This window comes from Pueribacillus sp. YX66, assembly GCF_041725775.1.
GTDB lineage: Bacteria > Bacillota > Bacilli > Bacillales > UBA6769 > Pueribacillus.
Genome location: NZ_JBEUEL010000014.1, coordinates 22,335 through 41,436, shown reverse-complemented (window position 1 = coordinate 41,436; position 19,102 = coordinate 22,335). Strand labels below are relative to the sequence as shown.

At 37.1% G+C, this 19,102-nt stretch carries 23 protein-coding genes; all 23 read right to left on the bottom strand.

The window, feature by feature from the left end; all coding sequences use genetic code 11:
- Positions 1-89 precede the first annotated feature (89 nt).
- The 23 genes from recN to efp all read right to left on the bottom strand — a co-directional run bounded on the left by recN (position 90) and on the right by efp (position 19,094).
- Positions 90-1,793, bottom strand: a complete 1,704-nt coding sequence (recN, locus tag ABU914_RS08110) for a DNA repair protein RecN (RefSeq protein ID WP_379669235.1) — start codon at positions 1,791-1,793, stop codon at positions 90-92.
- Positions 1,794-1,811: 18 nt separating this feature from the next.
- Positions 1,812-2,261 (bottom strand): transcriptional regulator AhrC/ArgR, encoded by a 450-nt coding sequence (gene ahrC, locus ABU914_RS08105; protein WP_379669234.1) that lies wholly within the window; start codon positions 2,259-2,261, stop codon positions 1,812-1,814.
- A 24-nt stretch (positions 2,262-2,285) separates the two neighbouring features.
- Entirely contained in the window at positions 2,286-3,098 is an 813-nt protein-coding gene (locus ABU914_RS08100; RefSeq protein WP_379669233.1) for a TlyA family RNA methyltransferase, read from the bottom strand.
- On the bottom strand, positions 3,091-4,986 hold the full coding sequence (dxs, locus tag ABU914_RS08095) for a 1-deoxy-D-xylulose-5-phosphate synthase (protein WP_379669232.1): 1,896 nt from the start codon (positions 4,984-4,986) through the stop codon (positions 3,091-3,093). Before dxs ends, ABU914_RS08100 begins: the two co-directional genes overlap by 8 nt.
- A 16-nt stretch (positions 4,987-5,002) precedes the next feature.
- Positions 5,003-5,605, bottom strand: a complete 603-nt coding sequence (locus tag ABU914_RS08090; RefSeq protein WP_379669231.1) for a hypothetical protein — start codon at positions 5,603-5,605, stop codon at positions 5,003-5,005.
- A 766-nt stretch (positions 5,606-6,371) separates the two neighbouring features.
- Positions 6,372-7,280 (bottom strand): polyprenyl synthetase family protein, encoded by a 909-nt coding sequence (locus ABU914_RS08085; RefSeq protein WP_379669230.1) that lies wholly within the window; start codon positions 7,278-7,280, stop codon positions 6,372-6,374.
- Positions 7,277-7,516, bottom strand: coding sequence for an exodeoxyribonuclease VII small subunit (locus tag ABU914_RS08080; RefSeq protein WP_379669229.1), 240 nt, complete (start codon positions 7,514-7,516; stop codon positions 7,277-7,279). The genes ABU914_RS08085 and ABU914_RS08080 overlap by 4 nt, the downstream gene beginning before the upstream one ends.
- Positions 7,509-8,858, bottom strand: a complete 1,350-nt coding sequence (gene xseA / locus ABU914_RS08075; RefSeq protein WP_379669228.1) for an exodeoxyribonuclease VII large subunit — start codon at positions 8,856-8,858, stop codon at positions 7,509-7,511. Before xseA ends, ABU914_RS08080 begins: the two co-directional genes overlap by 8 nt.
- 209 nt (positions 8,859-9,067) lie before the next feature.
- Complete coding sequence (gene folD, locus ABU914_RS08070; RefSeq protein WP_379669227.1) at positions 9,068-9,919, bottom strand: bifunctional methylenetetrahydrofolate dehydrogenase/methenyltetrahydrofolate cyclohydrolase FolD; 852 nt, start codon at positions 9,917-9,919, stop codon at positions 9,068-9,070.
- Positions 9,916-10,305: a transcription antitermination factor NusB gene (gene nusB / locus ABU914_RS08065; RefSeq protein ID WP_379669226.1), complete on the bottom strand. Its 390-nt coding sequence runs from the start codon at positions 10,303-10,305 to the stop codon at positions 9,916-9,918. The genes folD and nusB overlap by 4 nt, the downstream gene beginning before the upstream one ends.
- A 133-nt stretch (positions 10,306-10,438) precedes the next feature.
- Positions 10,439-10,825 carry an Asp23/Gls24 family envelope stress response protein gene (locus tag ABU914_RS08060; protein WP_379669225.1) on the bottom strand — a complete coding sequence of 129 codons (387 nt, stop codon included), beginning with the start codon at positions 10,823-10,825 and terminating at the stop codon, positions 10,439-10,441.
- Positions 10,815-12,200: an acetyl-CoA carboxylase biotin carboxylase subunit gene (gene accC / locus ABU914_RS08055; RefSeq protein ID WP_379669224.1), complete on the bottom strand. Its 1,386-nt coding sequence runs from the start codon at positions 12,198-12,200 to the stop codon at positions 10,815-10,817. The genes ABU914_RS08060 and accC overlap by 11 nt, the downstream gene beginning before the upstream one ends.
- A gap of 14 nt (positions 12,201-12,214) precedes the next feature.
- Positions 12,215-12,718, bottom strand: a complete 504-nt coding sequence (gene accB / locus ABU914_RS08050; RefSeq protein ID WP_379669223.1) for an acetyl-CoA carboxylase biotin carboxyl carrier protein — start codon at positions 12,716-12,718, stop codon at positions 12,215-12,217.
- 146 nt (positions 12,719-12,864) lie between these two features.
- The gene (locus tag ABU914_RS08045) at positions 12,865-13,428 is read right to left on the bottom strand and encodes a SpoIIIAH-like family protein (protein ID WP_379669222.1); all 564 of its coding nucleotides are present in this window, start codon (positions 13,426-13,428) and stop codon (positions 12,865-12,867) included.
- 2 nt (positions 13,429-13,430) lie between these two features.
- Positions 13,431-14,084 carry a stage III sporulation protein AG gene (spoIIIAG, locus tag ABU914_RS08040; protein WP_379669221.1) on the bottom strand — a complete coding sequence of 218 codons (654 nt, stop codon included), beginning with the start codon at positions 14,082-14,084 and terminating at the stop codon, positions 13,431-13,433.
- On the bottom strand, positions 14,081-14,698 hold the full coding sequence (gene spoIIIAF / locus ABU914_RS08035) for a stage III sporulation protein AF (protein ID WP_379669220.1): 618 nt from the start codon (positions 14,696-14,698) through the stop codon (positions 14,081-14,083). Before spoIIIAF ends, spoIIIAG begins: the two co-directional genes overlap by 4 nt.
- 17 nt (positions 14,699-14,715) lie before the next feature.
- Complete coding sequence (spoIIIAE, locus tag ABU914_RS08030) at positions 14,716-15,936, bottom strand: stage III sporulation protein AE (RefSeq protein ID WP_379669219.1); 1,221 nt, start codon at positions 15,934-15,936, stop codon at positions 14,716-14,718.
- Positions 15,937-15,953: 17 nt separating this feature from the next.
- Positions 15,954-16,334, bottom strand: a complete 381-nt coding sequence (spoIIIAD, locus tag ABU914_RS08025; RefSeq protein ID WP_379669266.1) for a stage III sporulation protein AD — start codon at positions 16,332-16,334, stop codon at positions 15,954-15,956.
- A 21-nt stretch (positions 16,335-16,355) separates the two neighbouring features.
- Positions 16,356-16,562 (bottom strand): stage III sporulation protein AC, encoded by a 207-nt coding sequence (gene spoIIIAC, locus ABU914_RS08020; protein WP_379669218.1) that lies wholly within the window; start codon positions 16,560-16,562, stop codon positions 16,356-16,358.
- A gap of 27 nt (positions 16,563-16,589) precedes the next feature.
- On the bottom strand, positions 16,590-17,102 hold the full coding sequence (spoIIIAB, locus tag ABU914_RS08015; protein ID WP_379669217.1) for a stage III sporulation protein SpoIIIAB: 513 nt from the start codon (positions 17,100-17,102) through the stop codon (positions 16,590-16,592).
- On the bottom strand, positions 17,099-18,043 hold the full coding sequence (spoIIIAA, locus tag ABU914_RS08010; protein ID WP_379669216.1) for a stage III sporulation protein AA: 945 nt from the start codon (positions 18,041-18,043) through the stop codon (positions 17,099-17,101). Before spoIIIAA ends, spoIIIAB begins: the two co-directional genes overlap by 4 nt.
- An 82-nt stretch (positions 18,044-18,125) precedes the next feature.
- On the bottom strand, positions 18,126-18,419 hold the full coding sequence (locus tag ABU914_RS08005; protein ID WP_379669215.1) for a YqhV family protein: 294 nt from the start codon (positions 18,417-18,419) through the stop codon (positions 18,126-18,128).
- Between the two features lie 117 nt (positions 18,420-18,536).
- A complete protein-coding gene (gene efp / locus ABU914_RS08000; protein WP_379669214.1) occupies positions 18,537-19,094 on the bottom strand; it encodes an elongation factor P in 558 nt (185 codons plus the stop codon).
- Positions 19,095-19,102: the final 8 nt, after the last annotated feature.

Sequence of the window (19,102 nt, the reverse complement as noted above, 5' to 3'; positions counted from 1 at the left end):
TTCTTATCCACACCTCCATCATGGCTGCATTCTTATATTTAACCTACAAGCGCTTTATTATAACTATAAGAATAAGAAAAGCTATCCCTTTATTGGATAGCTTTTCTTGAATTGTGTTTTATTTTTGATGCCAGCTCGATTAATTCTTCTGCATGTTGTTTTGTCAAATTAGTCATTTTTACACCTGAAATCATTCTCGCGACTTCCTTCACTTTTTCATCAGCGTTTAAGCGAATAACATTTGTTATTGTACGGTTTTCATCTGTTGTTTGTTTTGAAATAAACAGGTGATGATCAGCAGTCGCAGCAACTTGAGGTAAATGAGTGATGCAAAATACTTGTGACGTTAAAGAGAGCTTTTGAATCTTTTCAGCCATCGCTTGCGCCACTCGCCCTCCCACTCCCGTGTCAACCTCGTCAAAAATAATTGAAGTTGTTCCTTCATTGTTAGAAAAAATTGTTTTTAATGCAAGCATAATCCGGGAGAGTTCCCCACCCGATGCAATTTTTGCAAGTGGTTTTAGTGGTTCTCCAGGATTCGTTGAAATATAAAATTCAATCTCATCCAAGCCATTTTTTGTATAATTATCTAAAGGAGAAAACTGAATATTTACTTTTGTTTTATCCATATGTAATGATTTTAATTCTTTTTGGATATATGTTGATAACGTTTTTGCAACTTGTTTACGAATTCTACGCAATTTTTCTCCTGTCGTTTGTAATTGGTCCGTTATTTTTTGCAAATTTTCTTCAATTTTAGCAAGATGTTGTTCACGGTTTGTAATTGAATCGAGCTCAGTTTCGATTTTCTTAGCGTAGTTAATAATTTCTTGAATTGTTCCTCCATATTTACGTTTTAAATTCGTAATTAGATTTAAGCGATTTTCGATCGTATTAAGTCGTTCTGGATCAAATTCAAGTGAATCCCATTTATTTTTGAGTTGAAATACAACATCTTCCAATACGTAAAAGCTGTTCGCTACCGCTTCATAGATCGAGTGAAGCTCTTTATCAATTCCACTTACATCTTCTAAGTGCTTCATCGCATTTGCAACCCAGTATAGTCCACCATTTTCTTGAGATAGTTCTTCATATGCTGAGCCGAGAGCATCATATAATTTTTCGTAATTAGATAATTTTAACTTTTCATCTTCTAAATGAACGTCTTCATCTACCGTCAAATCTGCATCATAAATTTCTTTTAATTGATACCGAATTAAATCTAAACGATGGGCCATCTTTTGCTCATTTTCTAAAAATCTTTTTTGTTTCAACTTTAGTTTGGTATATGTATCATACAACGCTTCATATTTCGTTAAAGCTGGCTGAATTGAATCTTTTCCAAAATTATCGAGTAAAACGCTATGGTTTTCTTTTTGCATCAAACTTTGATGTTCGTGCTGACCGTGAATATCAATAAGCATTGCACCTACAGAACGTAAAATACTGAGTGTAACGAGTTTATGATTAATTCTGCAAATACTTTTGCCTGTGTGAGAAATATCTCGTTGTAAAACGATCGTTCCTTCTGTTGTTTCAATCCCATGTTCCGCTAACATAGAAATAACACGGTGTTCGTCATCAACAAAAAATAACCCTTCAATTTCAGCTTTTTTTTCACCATATCGTACAAATTCCGCTGAGCCTCTTCCCCCCGCTAATAATTGAATGGCATCGATAATAATTGATTTACCCGCCCCTGTTTCACCAGTAAAAACGGTTAATCCCGTCTCAAACGATAAAGACATTTGTTCAATAATCGCAAAATTTTTTATAGAAAGTTCAGCTAGCACTGTGCTCACACCTTATGATTACAGCATTTGTAAAAATCGATTCGTCACCTTTTCACTTTGCTTTTTATTGCGACAAACGATTAAAATCGTATCATCGCCACTAATGGTTCCCATAATTTCATCCCAATCTAAATTATCAATTAATGCAGCCACAGCATTTGCATTTCCCGGTAATGTCTTTAATACGACTAAATGATCAGCGAAATCAATATTAACGAAACTTTCGACGAGCGTTCTTTTTAATTTTTGTAATGGGTTAAAACGATTATCTGCTGGTAGACTGTACTTGTATCTACCGTCGGGAAGAGGAACTTTTACTAAATGCAATTCTTTAATATCCCTTGATACTGTAGCTTGTGTAACGTTGTAGCCAGCCCTTTTTAACGTATCTACGAGTTCATCTTGGGTTTCAATTTCTTTCTTTGTAATAATTTCTCTAATTTTTATATGGCGTTGCCCTTTTGTCACGTTGGTTCACCTCTACTGCTTATCCTATAATAATTGCGCATGCGCTTGTTGTACAACCATTTCTGGAGAAGGAAAAGTTTCATTTTTGTTTTTATTGTTCGTCCATTCCAATAACATTAAAAATTCAATGTTTCCATCGCCTCCAGTTATTGGCGAATGAGTTAAATTAGAAACGATAAAACCAAGATCGTGTGAAAATTCAATTAACTCTTGTAAAACACGAACGTGCGTTTTTATATCGCGCACGATCCCTTTTTTTCCCACTTCTTCCCTTCCAGCTTCAAATTGTGGTTTCACTAATGCTACAACATAACTGTTATTACTAATGATTTTAGTCAGTGGAGGTAATATGAGCTTTAACGAAATAAACGAAACATCAATCGTAGCAAATGTCGGTTTATCAGGTTGAAAATCTTCTTGTTGTGCATAGCGGAAATTATAACGCTCTTTTACGATGACTCGATCATCTTGTCTTAATTTCCATGCAAGTTGATTGTATCCAACATCAACAGCATAAACTTTTCGTACACCGTTTTGTAACATGCAGTCAGTAAATCCACCAGTAGATGCTCCAATATCAATTGCTACGACATGATGTAAATTTAAATTAAACTTTTGAATTGCTTTTTCTAGCTTAAATCCACCACGACCAACGTATTTTTGTTTTTCACCTTTGACAACAATGACATCTTTAGGATTCGCTTTAAATCCGGGTTTGTCCACCCGATGATCATCAATAAAAACTGTACCTGCCATAACAGCTCTCTTTGCTTGTTCTCGAGACTCAAACAAGCCTTTTTTCACGAGTAGGATGTCAACTCTTTCTTTTTTAGCCATTTTTTAAAGCCCTCAAATGTTTTTGAACCATCGTTTTTACCCGCTCAACGATCTGTTGTTTCGTTAAGCCAACTTCAGCTAATAAGTCCGAAACACTGCCATGTTCGATATATTCATCAGGTATTCCAATCCTTTCGATATTTGAGGAGAACTTTTGATTACTCATAAATTCAAGTACTGCACTGCCAAATCCACCGTGTAACACGGCTTCTTCAATTGAAACAATAGGAATACCTTCATTGCCAAGTTCAATTAGCATATCTTCATCTAATGGTTTAATACTTCTTGCATTAATGACACGAGCGTAAATTCCGTACTTCTTCAATTCTTCAGCAGCACTTAAAACTTCTTGTAACATCGGACCAAAGGAGAGCAATGCAACGTCTGAACCATTACGTAATATTTCCCACTTCCCTATCGGTATCGTTTTCAGTTGTTCATCCATTTTAATCCCTAATCCATTTCCGCGCGGAAAACGTACAGCGATTGGCCCGTCATGCTGTACAGCTGTATAAACCATATGTTGAAGTTCATTTTCGTCCTTTGCCATCAAAATCGTTAAATTAGGAATATGTCTCATGAAGTTAATGTCAAAGACACCGTGATGTGTTTCACCGTCAGCTCCAACAAAGCCTGCCCGATCTACTGCAAAAACGACATTCAGATTTTGTCTGCAGACATCATGAACGAGCTGGTCATATCCACGCTGTAAAAAAGTCGAATAGATTGATAAAACAGGTTTCATATTTTCTATTGCTAAACCTGCAGCCATGGTGACAGCATGTTGTTCAGCGATTCCGACATCAAAAAGTCGATCTGGAAATTCTTCTTCAAATCCTTCCAACTTTGATCCAATTGTCATTGCAGGAGTAATAACAACAATTTTCTCATCTTTTCTTGCAATTTTGCGTAATGTTTCACTAACTACGTTACTATAGCTAGGACCTTTACTCGCTTGTTTAATGACTTCTCCACTTTCAATTTTGTATGGACCTAATCCATGCCATGTTCCAATTTTGTCATTTTCGGCTGGTGAGTAACCTTTCCCTTTCTTCGTAATTGCATGAATGAGAACGGGGCCAGCAGTTTTTTTTGCATAGCTCATATTTTCGATGAGATCATCAAAATTATGCCCATCGACAGGCCCTAAATATTTAAAACCAAGCTCTTCAAAAAACATTCCGGGAACGAGTAAATATTTAAAACTGTCTTTTACTCTTTCTGCTGCTGATGCAATTTTGCCTCCAAAGGCAGGAATTTTCTTCATTAAATATTCAATGTCATCTTTTGCTTTATTATACTTTCCTGCTGTTCGCATGCGGCTAAGCATATTGTGTAAAGCTCCAACGTTAGGTGCGATCGACATTTCATTGTCATTCAGCACAACGATTAAATTTTTCTTTTCATCGCCGATATGATTCAGTGCTTCTAATGCCATTCCACCTGTGAGCGCTCCATCTCCTATAATGGCTACAACATGTTCATTCGTTCCACGTAAATCTCTTGCAACGACCATTCCCATCGATGCTGATAATGAAGTTGAACTATGTCCTGTTTCCCAACAATCATGTTCACTTTCATTTCGTTTAGGAAATCCTGACAGGCCTTTATATTTTCTTAACGTCTCAAATTTATCTGCTCGACCTGTTAATATTTTATGAACGTAAGATTGATGACCAACATCCCAAATCAATTTGTCTTTCGGGCTGTCAAACATTTTATGGAGTGCAATCGTAAGCTCAACTACTCCTAAGTTCGGTCCTAAATGACCTCCAGTGACCGATAATTTTTCAATTAAAAATGAACGTATCTTGTCGGCAAGTGCCGTTAATTCTTTATTCGTGTAATGTTTCAAAAATGAGGGATCTTTAATCATTCTTAAATCCATCAGTTTGTCCTCACTTTCATTTCGTTTTCTGCCTTTTTGTATTGAAAAGCCGTGGGGTTATTTTAATTTTTAGCTTGTCTTCTAGTATATAGAACAATCGACCTACTTGAAAGATAACATTTTTCGAATAGCGAATCGCGTACGTTTTTCCAAATGCTTTTCCCCCGACGGTAGTGGCAGCAACGACACTTGTGAACAATATAGAGACGATTGTTTGAAAAAGTGATCCATCTCCATGTCCAAATTGAAAAGACAATTGAATAACAACGATAGCAGAAGCTGTTCCACTGACAATACCTGATATGTCACCAATCACATCATTACAAAAGCTTGCAACACGATCAGCATTTCTACAGATCACTATCGCTTGCTTTGCACCAGGAACTTTTTCTGCAGCCATTGCGTGAAAAGGCTTTTCTTGGGCAGCCGTTGCAGCTACACCAATAATATCAAAAAATATGCCTATAAGTACAATACAAAAAACAACAACCATACCTGCAGCCCACGTTACCCCGCTTAACATTGCAGTAGATATGATTGAAAAAAGAGCCGCTAACACGAATGTGATAACGGCTATTCCTATACTCCAGTTGATTGATTTATCAAAAGGCAGTTTCATATATTCTCCTTAAAGAGGTATGATTGCTAAGTATATGCTACTCATTATCGTTCTACATCCAATCCGACGATATTCCTCTTAATATCTTCTGTTTTTAAAGAACATTTACAACGTAAACGATCAATTTATGTATGGAGTGGTCATTTAAAAGGTAAAAACTACGGCTTAGGTCCAGTAGGTTTTCCCATATCACTACCGAGGCGTTACCACCTTGGCGGTTTCCCTTTAAAGCGATATCGACGTTGTCGCCATACGCCGGACTGGATTACCACTTAGTCCGTACTATAATCCCTTTTAAATGTCACGTCGAACAGTCTAGGAGTTTTCCTCAACAACCTTTTACCATTTCCTAGCCTCTTTTGCAGCATAGGTTTCAAGTGACAGCGTCGATTCGGAATGACCGGTCAAATTTCGAATAAACGGTAACTCACTATCCCCACTACGCCACGCAAGGCAGGCTACGCTGTTAGCAGGTTTCCCTGCAAAACAGGTTCATACCCCATCCCATCATGACCGTCTCGAGTACGGGTCATCACAAGTATGGGCCTCCGCGGAAGCAGGGTCAACGCCCACATGCCCTTGTGGATCGCCCTACAACCTTAACTCCCAGCATCGACCCAAGGCTGGGCGCCTCAAGCCGTCACAAGGAACTTCATCGATGTGCCCTTTAGCGGATTTTTAGCCCCGCCTTCAGAAATGGAGGGTTGACTAGAATACTGCACCACTCCGATTTATACTTTTATTATATCATGCGATAAGGTGGAACTCAATTATCCCTATTTATTATATACATTGCGATTTGCTCTAGTTTATCATGATTTATATTTGTATTACGCAAAAATTGCAAACCACTTTCTATATGCTCTGTTAACCTTCTTTTCGCACCATCTATCGTTAATAATTTTGGATATGTCCCTTTTTCATTTTGGTAATCACTGCCGATCGGCTTGCCAGTTTTTTGGATGTCGCCTTCAACATCTAAAATGTCATCTTGTATTTGGAAAGCAATACCTAAATGATAGGCAAACTGTTCTAATTCCTGCATTTGCGCCATACTCGCTCCTGATAAAATTGCACCAGCTATGACAGAATATATTATGAGTTGGCCTGTTTTATTGAAATGGATATTTTCTAATTCTTCTACAGTTAAATGAGGGTTATTTTCAGCAATTAAATCTTCTGCTTGTCCACCTACCATGCCTTCTGGACCTGTTGCTAGTGCTAAACGTCTGACTAACTCCACTTGCATGTCACTCGAAATATCTGCTTCATTTAATGAAGAAATGAGTTCAAAGCTATGTGTTAATAGTGCATCTCCAGCTAGTATAGCAAACGCCTCACCGAAAACTTTGTGATTCGTCGGCTTACCTCTTCTTAAATCATCATCATCCATTGCTGGTAAATCATCGTGAATTAATGAGTATGTATGCAACATTTCAATTGCGCATGCGACGGTTAGTCCTTTCTCAGTTCGCTCTCCAAACGCGTCAATCGTTGCAAGTAGTAAAATAGGTCGAATTCGCTTGCCACCAGCTGAAAGCGAATATGTCATCGCATCTATTAACGTTTTTGGACCTTCTAATTTAGAAATTAATTTTGCAAGATGTTGATTAATTTGCTTTCTAACATTATTTAAATAAAGGGTGATGTCGTTTTCTTTATGCTGTAAAGTCATTCTTCCTCCTGAATTTGAAAGGGAATAATTTCTCCATCTTCATCGATCATTTGATCTAATTGTTTTTCAATTGATTGTAACTTATCATGACAACTTTTTGATAATTCCATTCCTGTTTTAAAGAGTGAAATGGCTTCTTCAAGCGCTACTTCGCCATCCTCTAGACGTTCAACAATCGTTTCTAATTCTTCCATTTCTTGTTCAAATGTTTTAGGTGAGTTTCGGTTATCACTCATTTTTTGACTCCTCCATTCCCCATACATGACAATCCAATTGGCCGTCTTTTAAATTAACTTTAATCATATCACTTAATTGTACATTTTTTATTGAATTTACGACTTGTCCTTCTTTTGTTATGAAACTATAGCCCCTCTCCATAACGTTCAATGGACTCAGAGCTGAAAGTTTTGAGATGTTTTGTTGAAAATCCATCATACTTTCTTTATGACGCTGTTTCATTTCGCGGATTAATCGTTTCGTAATCTGCATTCTTTGTTCTTTTGCTTCGATAAGTAAACGTTTCGGATGTTTATGACGAATTTGTTGATCAATATTTTTCCACTTTTCAACCTTTCTTTCAACTTGAACGTTCATCTCACGTCTTAACCGTTCAAGTAACCGATCCAAATCTTGATTTTTTTGTCTGATTAGTTGTAGTGGATATCGAAAAGCATACGAATGTTGTAAATGGGTTAACCGCTTTTTTTCAAATTGTAACCTGTTCATTACTGCACGTATTAGCCTACCTTGCCGTTCAAAAACTTTTTCGTGAATCTCAGTGAGTTGTGGAACCGCAAGTTCCGCAGCTGCTGTCGGTGTTGCCGCTCGGACATCTGCTACAAAATCAGCAATTGTAAAATCAGTTTCATGACCGACTGCAGATATAATCGGGATCGTTGAAGAAAAAATACTACGGGCAACAGCTTCTTCGTTAAATGGCCATAAATCTTCGATAGATCCACCACCGCGTCCAACGATTAATACGTCATGTTTGTTCAGCATGTTCGCCATTTGGATCGCTTTGGCAATCGATGGTGCAGCAAATTCACCTTGAACATCGACTGGAAATAATGTGATTTTGGCAATCGGATAACGCCGTTTGATAGTGGTAAAAATATCGCGTACTGCTGCTCCTGTTCGAGATGTGATAACACCTATTTCTCTAGGGTACCGCGGTAATGGTTTCTTTACTTCTGTTGCAAATAACCCTTCCTCTTCAAGTTTTTGCTTCAATTTTTCAAAGGCTAAAAAAAGGGCACCGATGCCATCAGGTTGCATTTCTCTAGCATAAAGTTGATATTGACCGTACGGCTCATAAACTGTTACGTCCCCTCGAACAAGTACTTTCATTCCGTCCTCAGGTCTAAATTGCAATGAACGGTTATTACCTGCAAACATGACGCTTTGGATACGTGCATTTTCATCTTTAAGAGTAAAGTACATATGTCCTCGTGAATGTAGTTTGAAATTCGAAATTTCACCGCGAACCCATACGTTATTTAAAAGTGTATCCCGATCAAATTGTCGTTTAATGTATCGTGTTAACGCTGTAATTGTTAAATATTGTTCTTGCTCCATCTCGGATCACTATCCTTAAAAAGGTTATTCAAAGACACAGTTCATCACTTTGCTAATTTGCTTTTGTATTGCTACCTTAGCAAAATTAGCTCCTTTATATAACACAATTCGTTCAGCGAGCAATACTTTCGGATGGATGGGGTAGGTCGTTCTTGTATAAGGTGACACTTGTGTCTCGTTGTACGTCTTTTGAATACTCACTATTATTATTATGCTCGGAATCGCTTTGCAGATTGAATTGTATTGTGTAAAAGCATTGTAATCGTCATTGGACCGACTCCGCCCGGGACTGGCGTAATATACGCCGCTTTTTCTTTCACTTCATCAAAGTTTACATCTCCAGTTAATTTCCCATTTTCTAGACGATGAATCCCAACGTCAATGACTGTTGCTCCTCGTTTGACATACTCACCTTGAATCAAATGTTGTTTTCCTGCTGCTGCAATTAAAATATCCGCCTGAGAAGTATAAGCTTTCAAGTCATTTGTTCTCGAATGACAGTAAGTAACTGTTGCATGTTCGTTTAGGAATAGTTGTCCAACAGGCTTTCCGACAATGTTACTACGACCTACAACAACGACATGTTTACCTTCGATGTCAATTTGTTTTGATTTTACCATTTCAATAATCCCATGAGGAGTGCATGGTAAAAAACAATCTTGTCCCGTCATCATTCTTCCGATGTTAATCGGGTGAAATCCATCAACGTCCTTATTCGGTGAGATTTTTTCGATAATTGCTTGTTCGTTTATTTGTGATGGTAGTGGTAGCTGGACTAAAATACCGTCAATTGAGTCTTCTTTATTTAATTCATCTATTTTTGCTATTAGTTGCGCTTCTGTCGTACTTTCTTTCATCTCAATTAAAAGTGATTGTATCCCAATTTCTTCACAAGCTCGTTGTTTCCCTCTTACATACGTTTGTGAAGCTGGATCGGTTCCAACGATAATTACAGCTAACCCAGGTGTGATTCCTTGTTTCCTTAATGTTTCAACTTCGATTTTCATTTCTTCGCGTTTTTTCTGTGAAAGTTCTTTTCCATTAATTATTTGTGCTGTCATTTTTCTTCCTCCATAATTTTCGACAATACTCCGTTGATGAAACGGTTCGAATCTTCACCGCCAAATGTTTTTGCAAGTTCAACTGCTTCATTAACGGTCACACTTACCGGTATTTCCTCTTCGTATAGTAACTCGTAAACAGCTAAACGCAAAATCGCTCGATCGACATTCGCGATCCGCTCAAAACTCCATTTTTCTAAATGTTTTTTAATGAGTTCGTCGATTTTATTAAGCTGCGTCATCGTACCACTCACTAAGCGTTCAAAAAAAGGATCAGTTCGCCCGTCATCCAAGACGTATTCTTTCGCTTCTTGAACATCAATATTACTTACATCATATTGAAATAAGACTTGGATCGTTTTCTCACGTGCAGTTCTTCTATTCAATGTTCTTTCTCCTTTTCATCGTTTAACGCGTCTTTAAAGTTAACATCAGATGCGTTAGTTGAACGTAATTGAGTGACTTGAAAACATCTATTTTAATTATAAAAAATCAAAGGAAGAATGTCCTTTGATTTTTTTAATAATCTTCACTCATAAAATTATCTTTTTGTTCAAATTGAATACCAACAACATGAATGTTTATCTCATTTACATCGAGTGCAGTCATATTTTGTAATTCTTGTCTAATGTTTGATTGAATTTCTTGACCGACAGTTGGGATTGAATATCCATACTCTACGACAACATACACGTCAAGGATGATTCCGTGTTCTGTAAGATCTACTTTAACCCCTTTTCGGTGTGATTTACGTCCAAACCTTTCGGCAACGCCTGTTGCAAAGTTTCCACGCATGGCTGCAACGCCTTCAACGTCTGAAGCTGCAATCGCTGCAATCACTTCAATTACTTCTGGGGAAATTTCTACTTTTCCAAGCGCATCCGTTTCATAATTTTCATGAACCATCTCGTTTTGCCACCTCTTCATCCGCTTTATCTGTTAAATCATACATATCCAGAAATTTTGTATTGAAATCACCTTCAATAAACTTTTCGTGGTTAAACAATCTAATATGAAAAGGAATTGTCGTCTTAACACCATCAATGACAAATTCTTCAAGTGCTCGTTTCATTCTTGCCATCGCTTCTTCACGTGTTGCACCGTGTGTAATTAATTTTGCAACCATTGAATCATAAAAAGGTGATATTTCATAGCTGGGATATACGGCAGAATCAACTCGAACACCAAATCCTCCTGGCGGTAAGTACATCTCTACTTTTCCAGGTGAAGGCATAAACTTTTTATTTGGATCTTCCGCATTAATACGGCATTCGATTGACCAACCATTTAATGTGACGTCTTCCTGTTTTATTGTAAGTTCTTCACCTGCAGCGATGAGGATTTGTTGTTTAATGAGGTCAACTCCAGTGACCATCTCAGTTACAGGATGTTCAACTTGAATGCGCGTATTCATCTCCATAAAATAAAAATTCCCATCTTTATCATAAATAAACTCGATCGTTCCTGCGCCTGAATAGTGAACCGCTTTAGCAGCTCTAACTGCAGCCTCTCCCATTTCTTTACGTTTTTCTTCGTTTAAAGCTGGAGAAGGTGTTTCTTCAACAAGCTTTTGTAAACGACGTTGGATGGAACAATCCCGTTCTCCGAGGTGAATTGTATTTCCGTAATGATCAGCAAGTACTTGGATTTCCACGTGACGAAAATCCTCTATGTATTTTTCTAGATAAACACCAGGATTCCCGAATGCTGTCTCGGCTTCTTGTTGCGTAATTGTTATTCCTTTTATAAGTTCTTTTTCGTTTTTTGCAACCCGAATACCTTTACCTCCGCCACCAGCTGTTGCTTTAATAATAACAGGATATCCAATGTCTTTCGCTATCGCTATCGCTTCATCCAGATTTTCAATGACTCCTTCGGAGCCTGGTACAATTGGAACTCCCGCTTCTTTCATCGTAGAGCGCGCGACATCTTTCGTACCCATTTTTGTAATGGCCTCAGGACTAGGACCGATGAATGTCACATTACATTCTCTGCAAATCTCTGCAAAATCTGCATTCTCTGCTAAAAAGCCATATCCTGGATGAATGGCATCGACACCAGTTAACGTTGCGATGCTCATAATGTTCGTATAATTTAAGTAACTATCTTTTGATGCTGTCGGACCAATACAGTATGCTTCATCAGCTAACCGAACGTGTAATGCATCTTTATCCGCTTGCGAATAAACAGCGACCGTTTCAATATCTAGCTCTTTGCACGCACGAATAATTCGAACAGCTATTTCACCACGATTTGCAATTAATACTTTTTTTATTTTCATACTTTCGTATCCCCTCATTCCGGTTTAACGAGAAATAACGGCTGTCCATATTCAACAAGTTGACCATTCTCCACAAGAATTTCAACAATCTCACCTTTCATTTCGGCTTCGATTTCGTTAAAGAGCTTCATCGCTTCGACGATACAGACGATTGAATCTTCTTTAACTTTATCACCAATTTGAACGTAAGGCGGTTCTTCTGGCGATGGTGCTGCGTAAAACGTTCCAACCATCGGAGATTCAATCTTTAATAAATTCGTTTCCTGTAAACGGTCTTCCGTTTTTACTGTTTCAATATTTTCTTTTTTCTCTTGTGTTTCAACGGTCTTAACAACGGATTGTAATGATTGTGATTGAACAGACTCATTCTCTGCAACTTGTTGAATAGATTCTGGTGCAACTACACCATTATTCTTTTTTAGTGTAATTGTTGTTCCTTCATTCTCATAAGTAAATTCATTAATTGATGATTGATCAATTAAACGAATGATTTCTCGAATTTCTTGTATTTTAAACATATCTATCACCCCTTCAATTATTTCGTTCTAAAATACAAATTTATTGCCAGATGTTTGAGTAAAATTCTTGGATCATTATAGCATAAGCGCTTTACATTTTATAGTTCACTTGTAAAATAAATGAAAGCCAAGGTCATTTCCTTGGCTTAAGGCGTATATTCAACTGTAACAATTCCATCACCTAAATGTTCAACTGTTTTACGCATGATTTCATTCGCCTCTTTATTCGAAAGGGTATCGGCTTTTACGATAACATTAAAGTTTCGAGAATCAATCGGATTTACAATGACATCTTCAAAACCGAATTGGTTTGTTAGTAAGCTTTCTAATACGTTAATTTGTGTTGACTGATCATTCAATTGTTCCATTTTTGCATAGGCTTCACTTTTCATCTCTGCTGAAACTTCCCCAGAAGCGACAACTTCTTGATATTGCGCCAGTTGTTTATCACGAGCTTCGTTTATTTTTATTCGTAGTGCCGCAAATGTTTCATCACTTGCGACGTTCGTTTCACTGTTTACTTCTTCTAAACCGTCCAGATTTTCTTCTGCCGTTTCTACTGCATCATCATCAGACTGATTCACTTCTTCTTTCTCCATATATGCAACATTTGTAGGCGACTCACCTGGGGAAAAAATATAATACACTGACAAAACGATGATTAAACTTAACATCGTTAATAACCACGCCGTTTGTTTTTTTAAAACCATTGTCATTCCTCCTTTATTTTTTTCGGCAAAACCGAAACTTGATGACTTGGGACGTGAAGAAATCTCGTAACAGCTTCAATAATTTGTTGTTTCACTTGTAGACGTTCAGCCCCTTGTGCAACGACGATAACCCCGGTTACTTTTGGTTTTTCACTTGCAACTGTTATGGGCTTGTCATTATCTCCGTCTTGCACGATAACAACTTCCTCATCAATTGAGTGGTTTTCTATCGTTCTTGTTCCACCTTCTTGATCGTTTTCTTCCGTTACTTGTTTTTCGTTTCGTCTATTTTTCTCATGTACTTTCTTTTCTGTTGATGCGACATTCACTTTTACTGATACATTTGAAACCCCGATAACATCAGACAAAATTTCTTTTAATTGTGATTCGTAATATTTCTCATATTCCATGATAGAGGAAGGACTGGAAGACTGATTTGCAGAAACCTCTTCATCCTCTGCTGCTCTAGAACCTAAATCAACAGCACGTTCGTTGTCATTTGGTTGAAAAACTGAAGTGACATTACTCAAAATCATGATGATAATACCTGAGCCAATAAGTAAGTAGAAATAAGAGTTCAATTTTTTATTGCTTTGTTTGTTATCTGGGTGATTAAATAACTTTTTAAATTTGTTTTTTACTTCTTCCTTTTTCACGAACGTTCCCTTCCATCTATGTCAATTATGAGTTTCTCTTGTTCAATGTCCCATTCGTTTGCTAAAAAGTCCTTTATTTCTTGTTCGATTCGATTTTCATTTGTTTTTACCGAAGGTTTACTTCCAATGTACACTTTTTCTACACGCGCCACTTTTTTTACGTTGTTATCATCTAGTTTTTTCATCACTGCATGAACCATTTTAATATTTTCATAATTTTGTTGGAGGTCTGTATTCAATTGAATTGTTAACTGTTCAATACTCAACTCATAGCGTTCCATCAACTCCTCTTCTACTTGTCGTTTCATTTGGACAGCCATCTGTTCTTCAATATATGCAGATTGAGTAGCTTGTATTTCTTTTTTCTGTTTATTCATGTTTTTTTCAAAAAAATCTTCAGAAATGGTTTCCTCTATTTTTATCGAATCAAATATTTTATCGGGATCGGTCGAAAATACATTTAATAGCGGAGAGAGCAACAAAAGAATGAGTAATAAACCGACGACCATTTTTACATACTTCTGTAGCTGTGTGTTTGGTACAAGCAATTCCATAATAACTGCAACTAATATGAATATGACAATGTTTCCAATCCATTCATTTAACAATTGCATACTACGTCTCTCCTCCACTATCGCATCATATATGCAGCATTTCCGATTCCAATCATAATGGTAATTGTTAGAAAAAACATTAAGGAAACGACCGCTAGAGCAACGAAAATATACAAAATACTTTTACCAATGACGTCTAAACTTTCAACTATCGGTCCACCACCTAAAGGTTGTAAAATTGCGCCAGCTACGTGAAAAATTAACGAGATTGCTAACACTTTTATTGCCGGAAAAAATGCTAGAAGTAATAAAATGACGACACCAGCTAGTCCAATCATATTTTTTAATAGGAGCGATGCACTCATAATCGTATCGGTTGCATCCGTAAACATTCTTCCAACGACGGGAATAAAATTTCCTGCAAAAAATTTTGCCGTCCGAATAGTAATACCGTCAGCAACTGCACTTGATGCCCCTTGAATCGAAATAACACCTAAAAATAATGCAAAGAAAACACCTAAAACACCTAAACCGATATTTCGCAATAAATTTGCAAGTTTTGTCACTTTATAATGTTCTGTTAACGAGCTAACAACGAGAAGTAGTGCCGATAAAAAAAGTAACGGAAGTACAATTTTCATCACTATTAAACTACTCGTATTAATAAGAAAAACGATGAGCGGATGAAAAAAACCGACGGATATTAAGTTCCCGAGTGATGCGAGTAGAGCGAGAAGCAACGGAATAAGTGCAACCATAAAACTCATCATATTTTGAATTGCGTCTTCAGCATAATTAACTGCAATATGAAAGCTATTTAAAGCGATTATAACGAGCACCATATAAGTGATCGAATATGCAACCTTGCTCACTGTGCGGAATTCAAAAGCATTTTGTATCGTTTGTAAAACAGCAGCAAACACCGCTAATAAAATTAATGAACCGAGTAATTTACCATTTGCAATCAGTTCATAAAATAAAAATTTTATTCCTCCGATTATCCATTGTTGAAAAGAAAATGACTTGTCCCCTTTTACAAAATCCATAAATGACCCTTTTTGGCTTTCAGGTAAAAAGCCCCCATAATCAGTGACGATGCTATCCCAAAAATTTTTTATATCTTCTAATTCAAGTGAATCAATTTGCTCGTGTACGATAGAATCAATGTCTTCTGCTTCTGCTTCGTCTTCATTATTAGTCAATTCATTCGCATTAACTTGGCTGATAAAAGGAAATAACAGTAAAAAAAGATAAATAAATATGAGCATTTTTCTTATCGATTTTTGTTCAATTTCCATCGTGAAACCCCCGTGCGTTAAGTAGGTAATAAGCTAAGGACTGTTTCGATGATGACTTTTAAAATTGGAATCGCTAGGCCGATAATAATAACTTTTCCCGCCAATTCGATTTTAGAAGCAATTGCACCTTGTCCAGCATCTTTCGTAATTTGAGCACCGAATTCGGCGATATAAGCAATTCCTATAATTTTTAAAATCGTTTCGACATACACGATGTTAATGTTTGCGTCAACGGCTAACTTATTGAGTAACTGAAAGATTTCTTGAATTTGATCGATAAGAAAAACAAAAATAATCGCACCGACAATGACAGTAACCGCAAAGGCAAAAACAGGTTTTTGTTCTTTTAAAATTAAAATGAGGAATGTCGCGATTAAGCCGATTCCTGTAATTTGCATGACTTCAATCGCTTCCACCTCCTAACTTCGAAAAAGAAAAACGCCCCTAATTTTATGAAACAAATCATCCAAAATTGTAATGACGATAAATAAAACGACGATAAAACCAATTAATGTCACCCAATGAGCGTATTCCTCTTTCCCCATCTGTTTTAGGACGGTATGCAACATGGCGACAACAATCCCTATTCCAGCGATTTGAAAAATGATATTGACGTCACTTGGCATTCTTTCCCCTCCATCGCTACTACTTATTCAAATTAATAAAATGACAATAAGTAAACCTCCTAGTAAACCTAAACTTTTCATCATTTTTTCATAGCGAACTTGCTCATCTTTCGCTTCTGCTTCCTCTTTCTCTAAATGAAGGAGCGTAAGACGAATTTGCTTTTGTTGATGCTCACGATCATGCTGACCGAGTGTTGAACCGAATTGTTTTAAAATTTCAAGTTCACTTTTACCTAAACTCATCATCGGAATCGTTTCATTTAATGCGTCGCTCCATGCTTCTGGAACGATTCGATTTCCTTCGGAAAGCTTTTCAGCAAACCGTAAGAAAAACTCTGATAACGGATAGGTGATCATCGTTGCAATTTTTTTTGATGCTTCATTTAACGGTGTTAAACCGTAAACAATCTCTGCTTCAAGTGTCTGTAATGCCACTTTTAATTGACGGACTTGTCTCGTTCGCTCACGATATTGTTTCGCTGCGGTAACTCCAGCCCATGATGTTGCCATAATGATGAATATCGCTCCGATCCATTTCATCTTGATCGTTCCTTTTTTTGTGGAAATAAATGTTTTCCGTTTTGATCACGAATCGCTTTCACAATACCTGGTGTTTCACTTCGAGCTAATTCAACGAACCGGTCAAATATATGACTTTCCATTATTGGTTTCAGCATCGGACGTAAATGAATATCTTCTAAACGATTCGCATGAATCGTCATAATCATTTGCACTCCTGCATTCAATGCCTCGATAATCGCATCGCAATCTTCTTTTCTCCCAATCTCGTCAACGATAATGACGTCCGGACTCATCGAACGGATCATCATCATAATTCCTTCAGCTTTTGGGCATGCATCAAGAATGTCAACACGATGGCCTAACTGGTGTTGCGGAACCCCCTTAATTGAACCCGCAATTTCACTTCGTTCATCAACGATTCCTACCTTTTTTGATGGGACGTTATACCGCTGATGACCACAGCTAATCACTCTCGCAATATCTCTAAGCAACGTTGTTTTTCCTGTTTGGGGTGCTCCGATAATTAACGTGTTTAACCATCTACGTTCATATAAATACGGTATATACGTTTCTGCGATTCCGACTTTTTCCCTTGCGATACGAATGTTGTACGAGCTAATCTCTTTAATTGCTTTCACTTTTCCTTGTTCAATCGTTACTTTGCCAGCCAATCCGATCCGATGTCCGCCTTTAATCGTAATATAACCCCTCTTTAATTCTTCTTCAAAAGCGTATAATGAAAAATTACTAAGCTTATTTATGAGATGAACACTATCTTCCATTGTTACGATATACTGCTCGTTATGTAGTTTAGGATAGTATGGTTTTCCTTCAACTATAATTTCCAACGGACGATCGACACGAACGCGAATCTCTTCAATTTTTCTAAAAAATGTTGGCGATGTTTTTATGAGTAAAGAATGGATAGCTTTAGGTAAAATTTGCAATATTTCGTCCATCTTTATCCCTCAATCTGCTCGTATTCATTCGGCATTCTGTATAGTAAACTTTATGATTAAGTGGACAAATTATACCTTTCCATTATTTTAAAATTCCGATAAGGATAAAGATCACTCCAATAATGATGAGGGATAGTTTCCCAAAGGAAACGGTATTAGCTACGCTAATAAGCCCGATTGATGTCGCTGATATAAATACTAATGGTCCGACAACGGCTAAAAAGGAATTAATCACTAATGCTTTTCTTATATCATTGAAATAAAACATAGCAATCGCTGCAGTAAGTTCTATCATTGATGAAATGACTCGGAGGAGAACCATTCCAAATAAACCAGGTTCAAGTTGAGTTTGAAAGTTACGAAAGACCTTCATCATCTTCTTCCTTTCATCTTCATTCCATTTGGCAAGCTTGTATTAGAGCCTATGAAAAGACACATAAAAAAAGACTTCCTGCATTTGCAGAAAGTCTCCTCAATCATCATTCTTATAATATTATGCCCTTGAAATATACTCCCCTTTTGTTGTATCAATAATAAGGCGATCGCCTTCATTAACGAAAAGTGGAACTTGTACAACGTAACCTGTTTCTAGTTCAGCAGGTTTTGAGCCTCCACTCGCTGTATCACCTTTAATACCGGGTTCTGTTTTAACTACTTCCAACTCAACTGTATTTGGAAGTTCCACTCCAAGTGTTTCTCCTTCATATGTACGAATATGGACTTCCATATTTTCTTTAAGAAAGTTTAATTCGTATTCAAGTTGAGAAGCTGGTAATTCTGTTTGCTCGTATGTTTCAGTATCCATAAACGCATGCGTATCACCACTCGCATATAAATATTGCATTCTCCGATTTTCTATATGAGCTCTTTCTACTTTTTCCCCCGCACGAAACGTTTTTTCTTGAATTGAACCATTCCGTAAATTACGTAGCTTCGAACGAACAAAGGCTGCACCTTTTCCAGGTTTCACATGTTGAAATTCCATCACTTGCCAAATACCGCCATCTACTTTTATCGTCATCCCTGTTTTAAAATCATTTACTGAAATCATTCGTATCG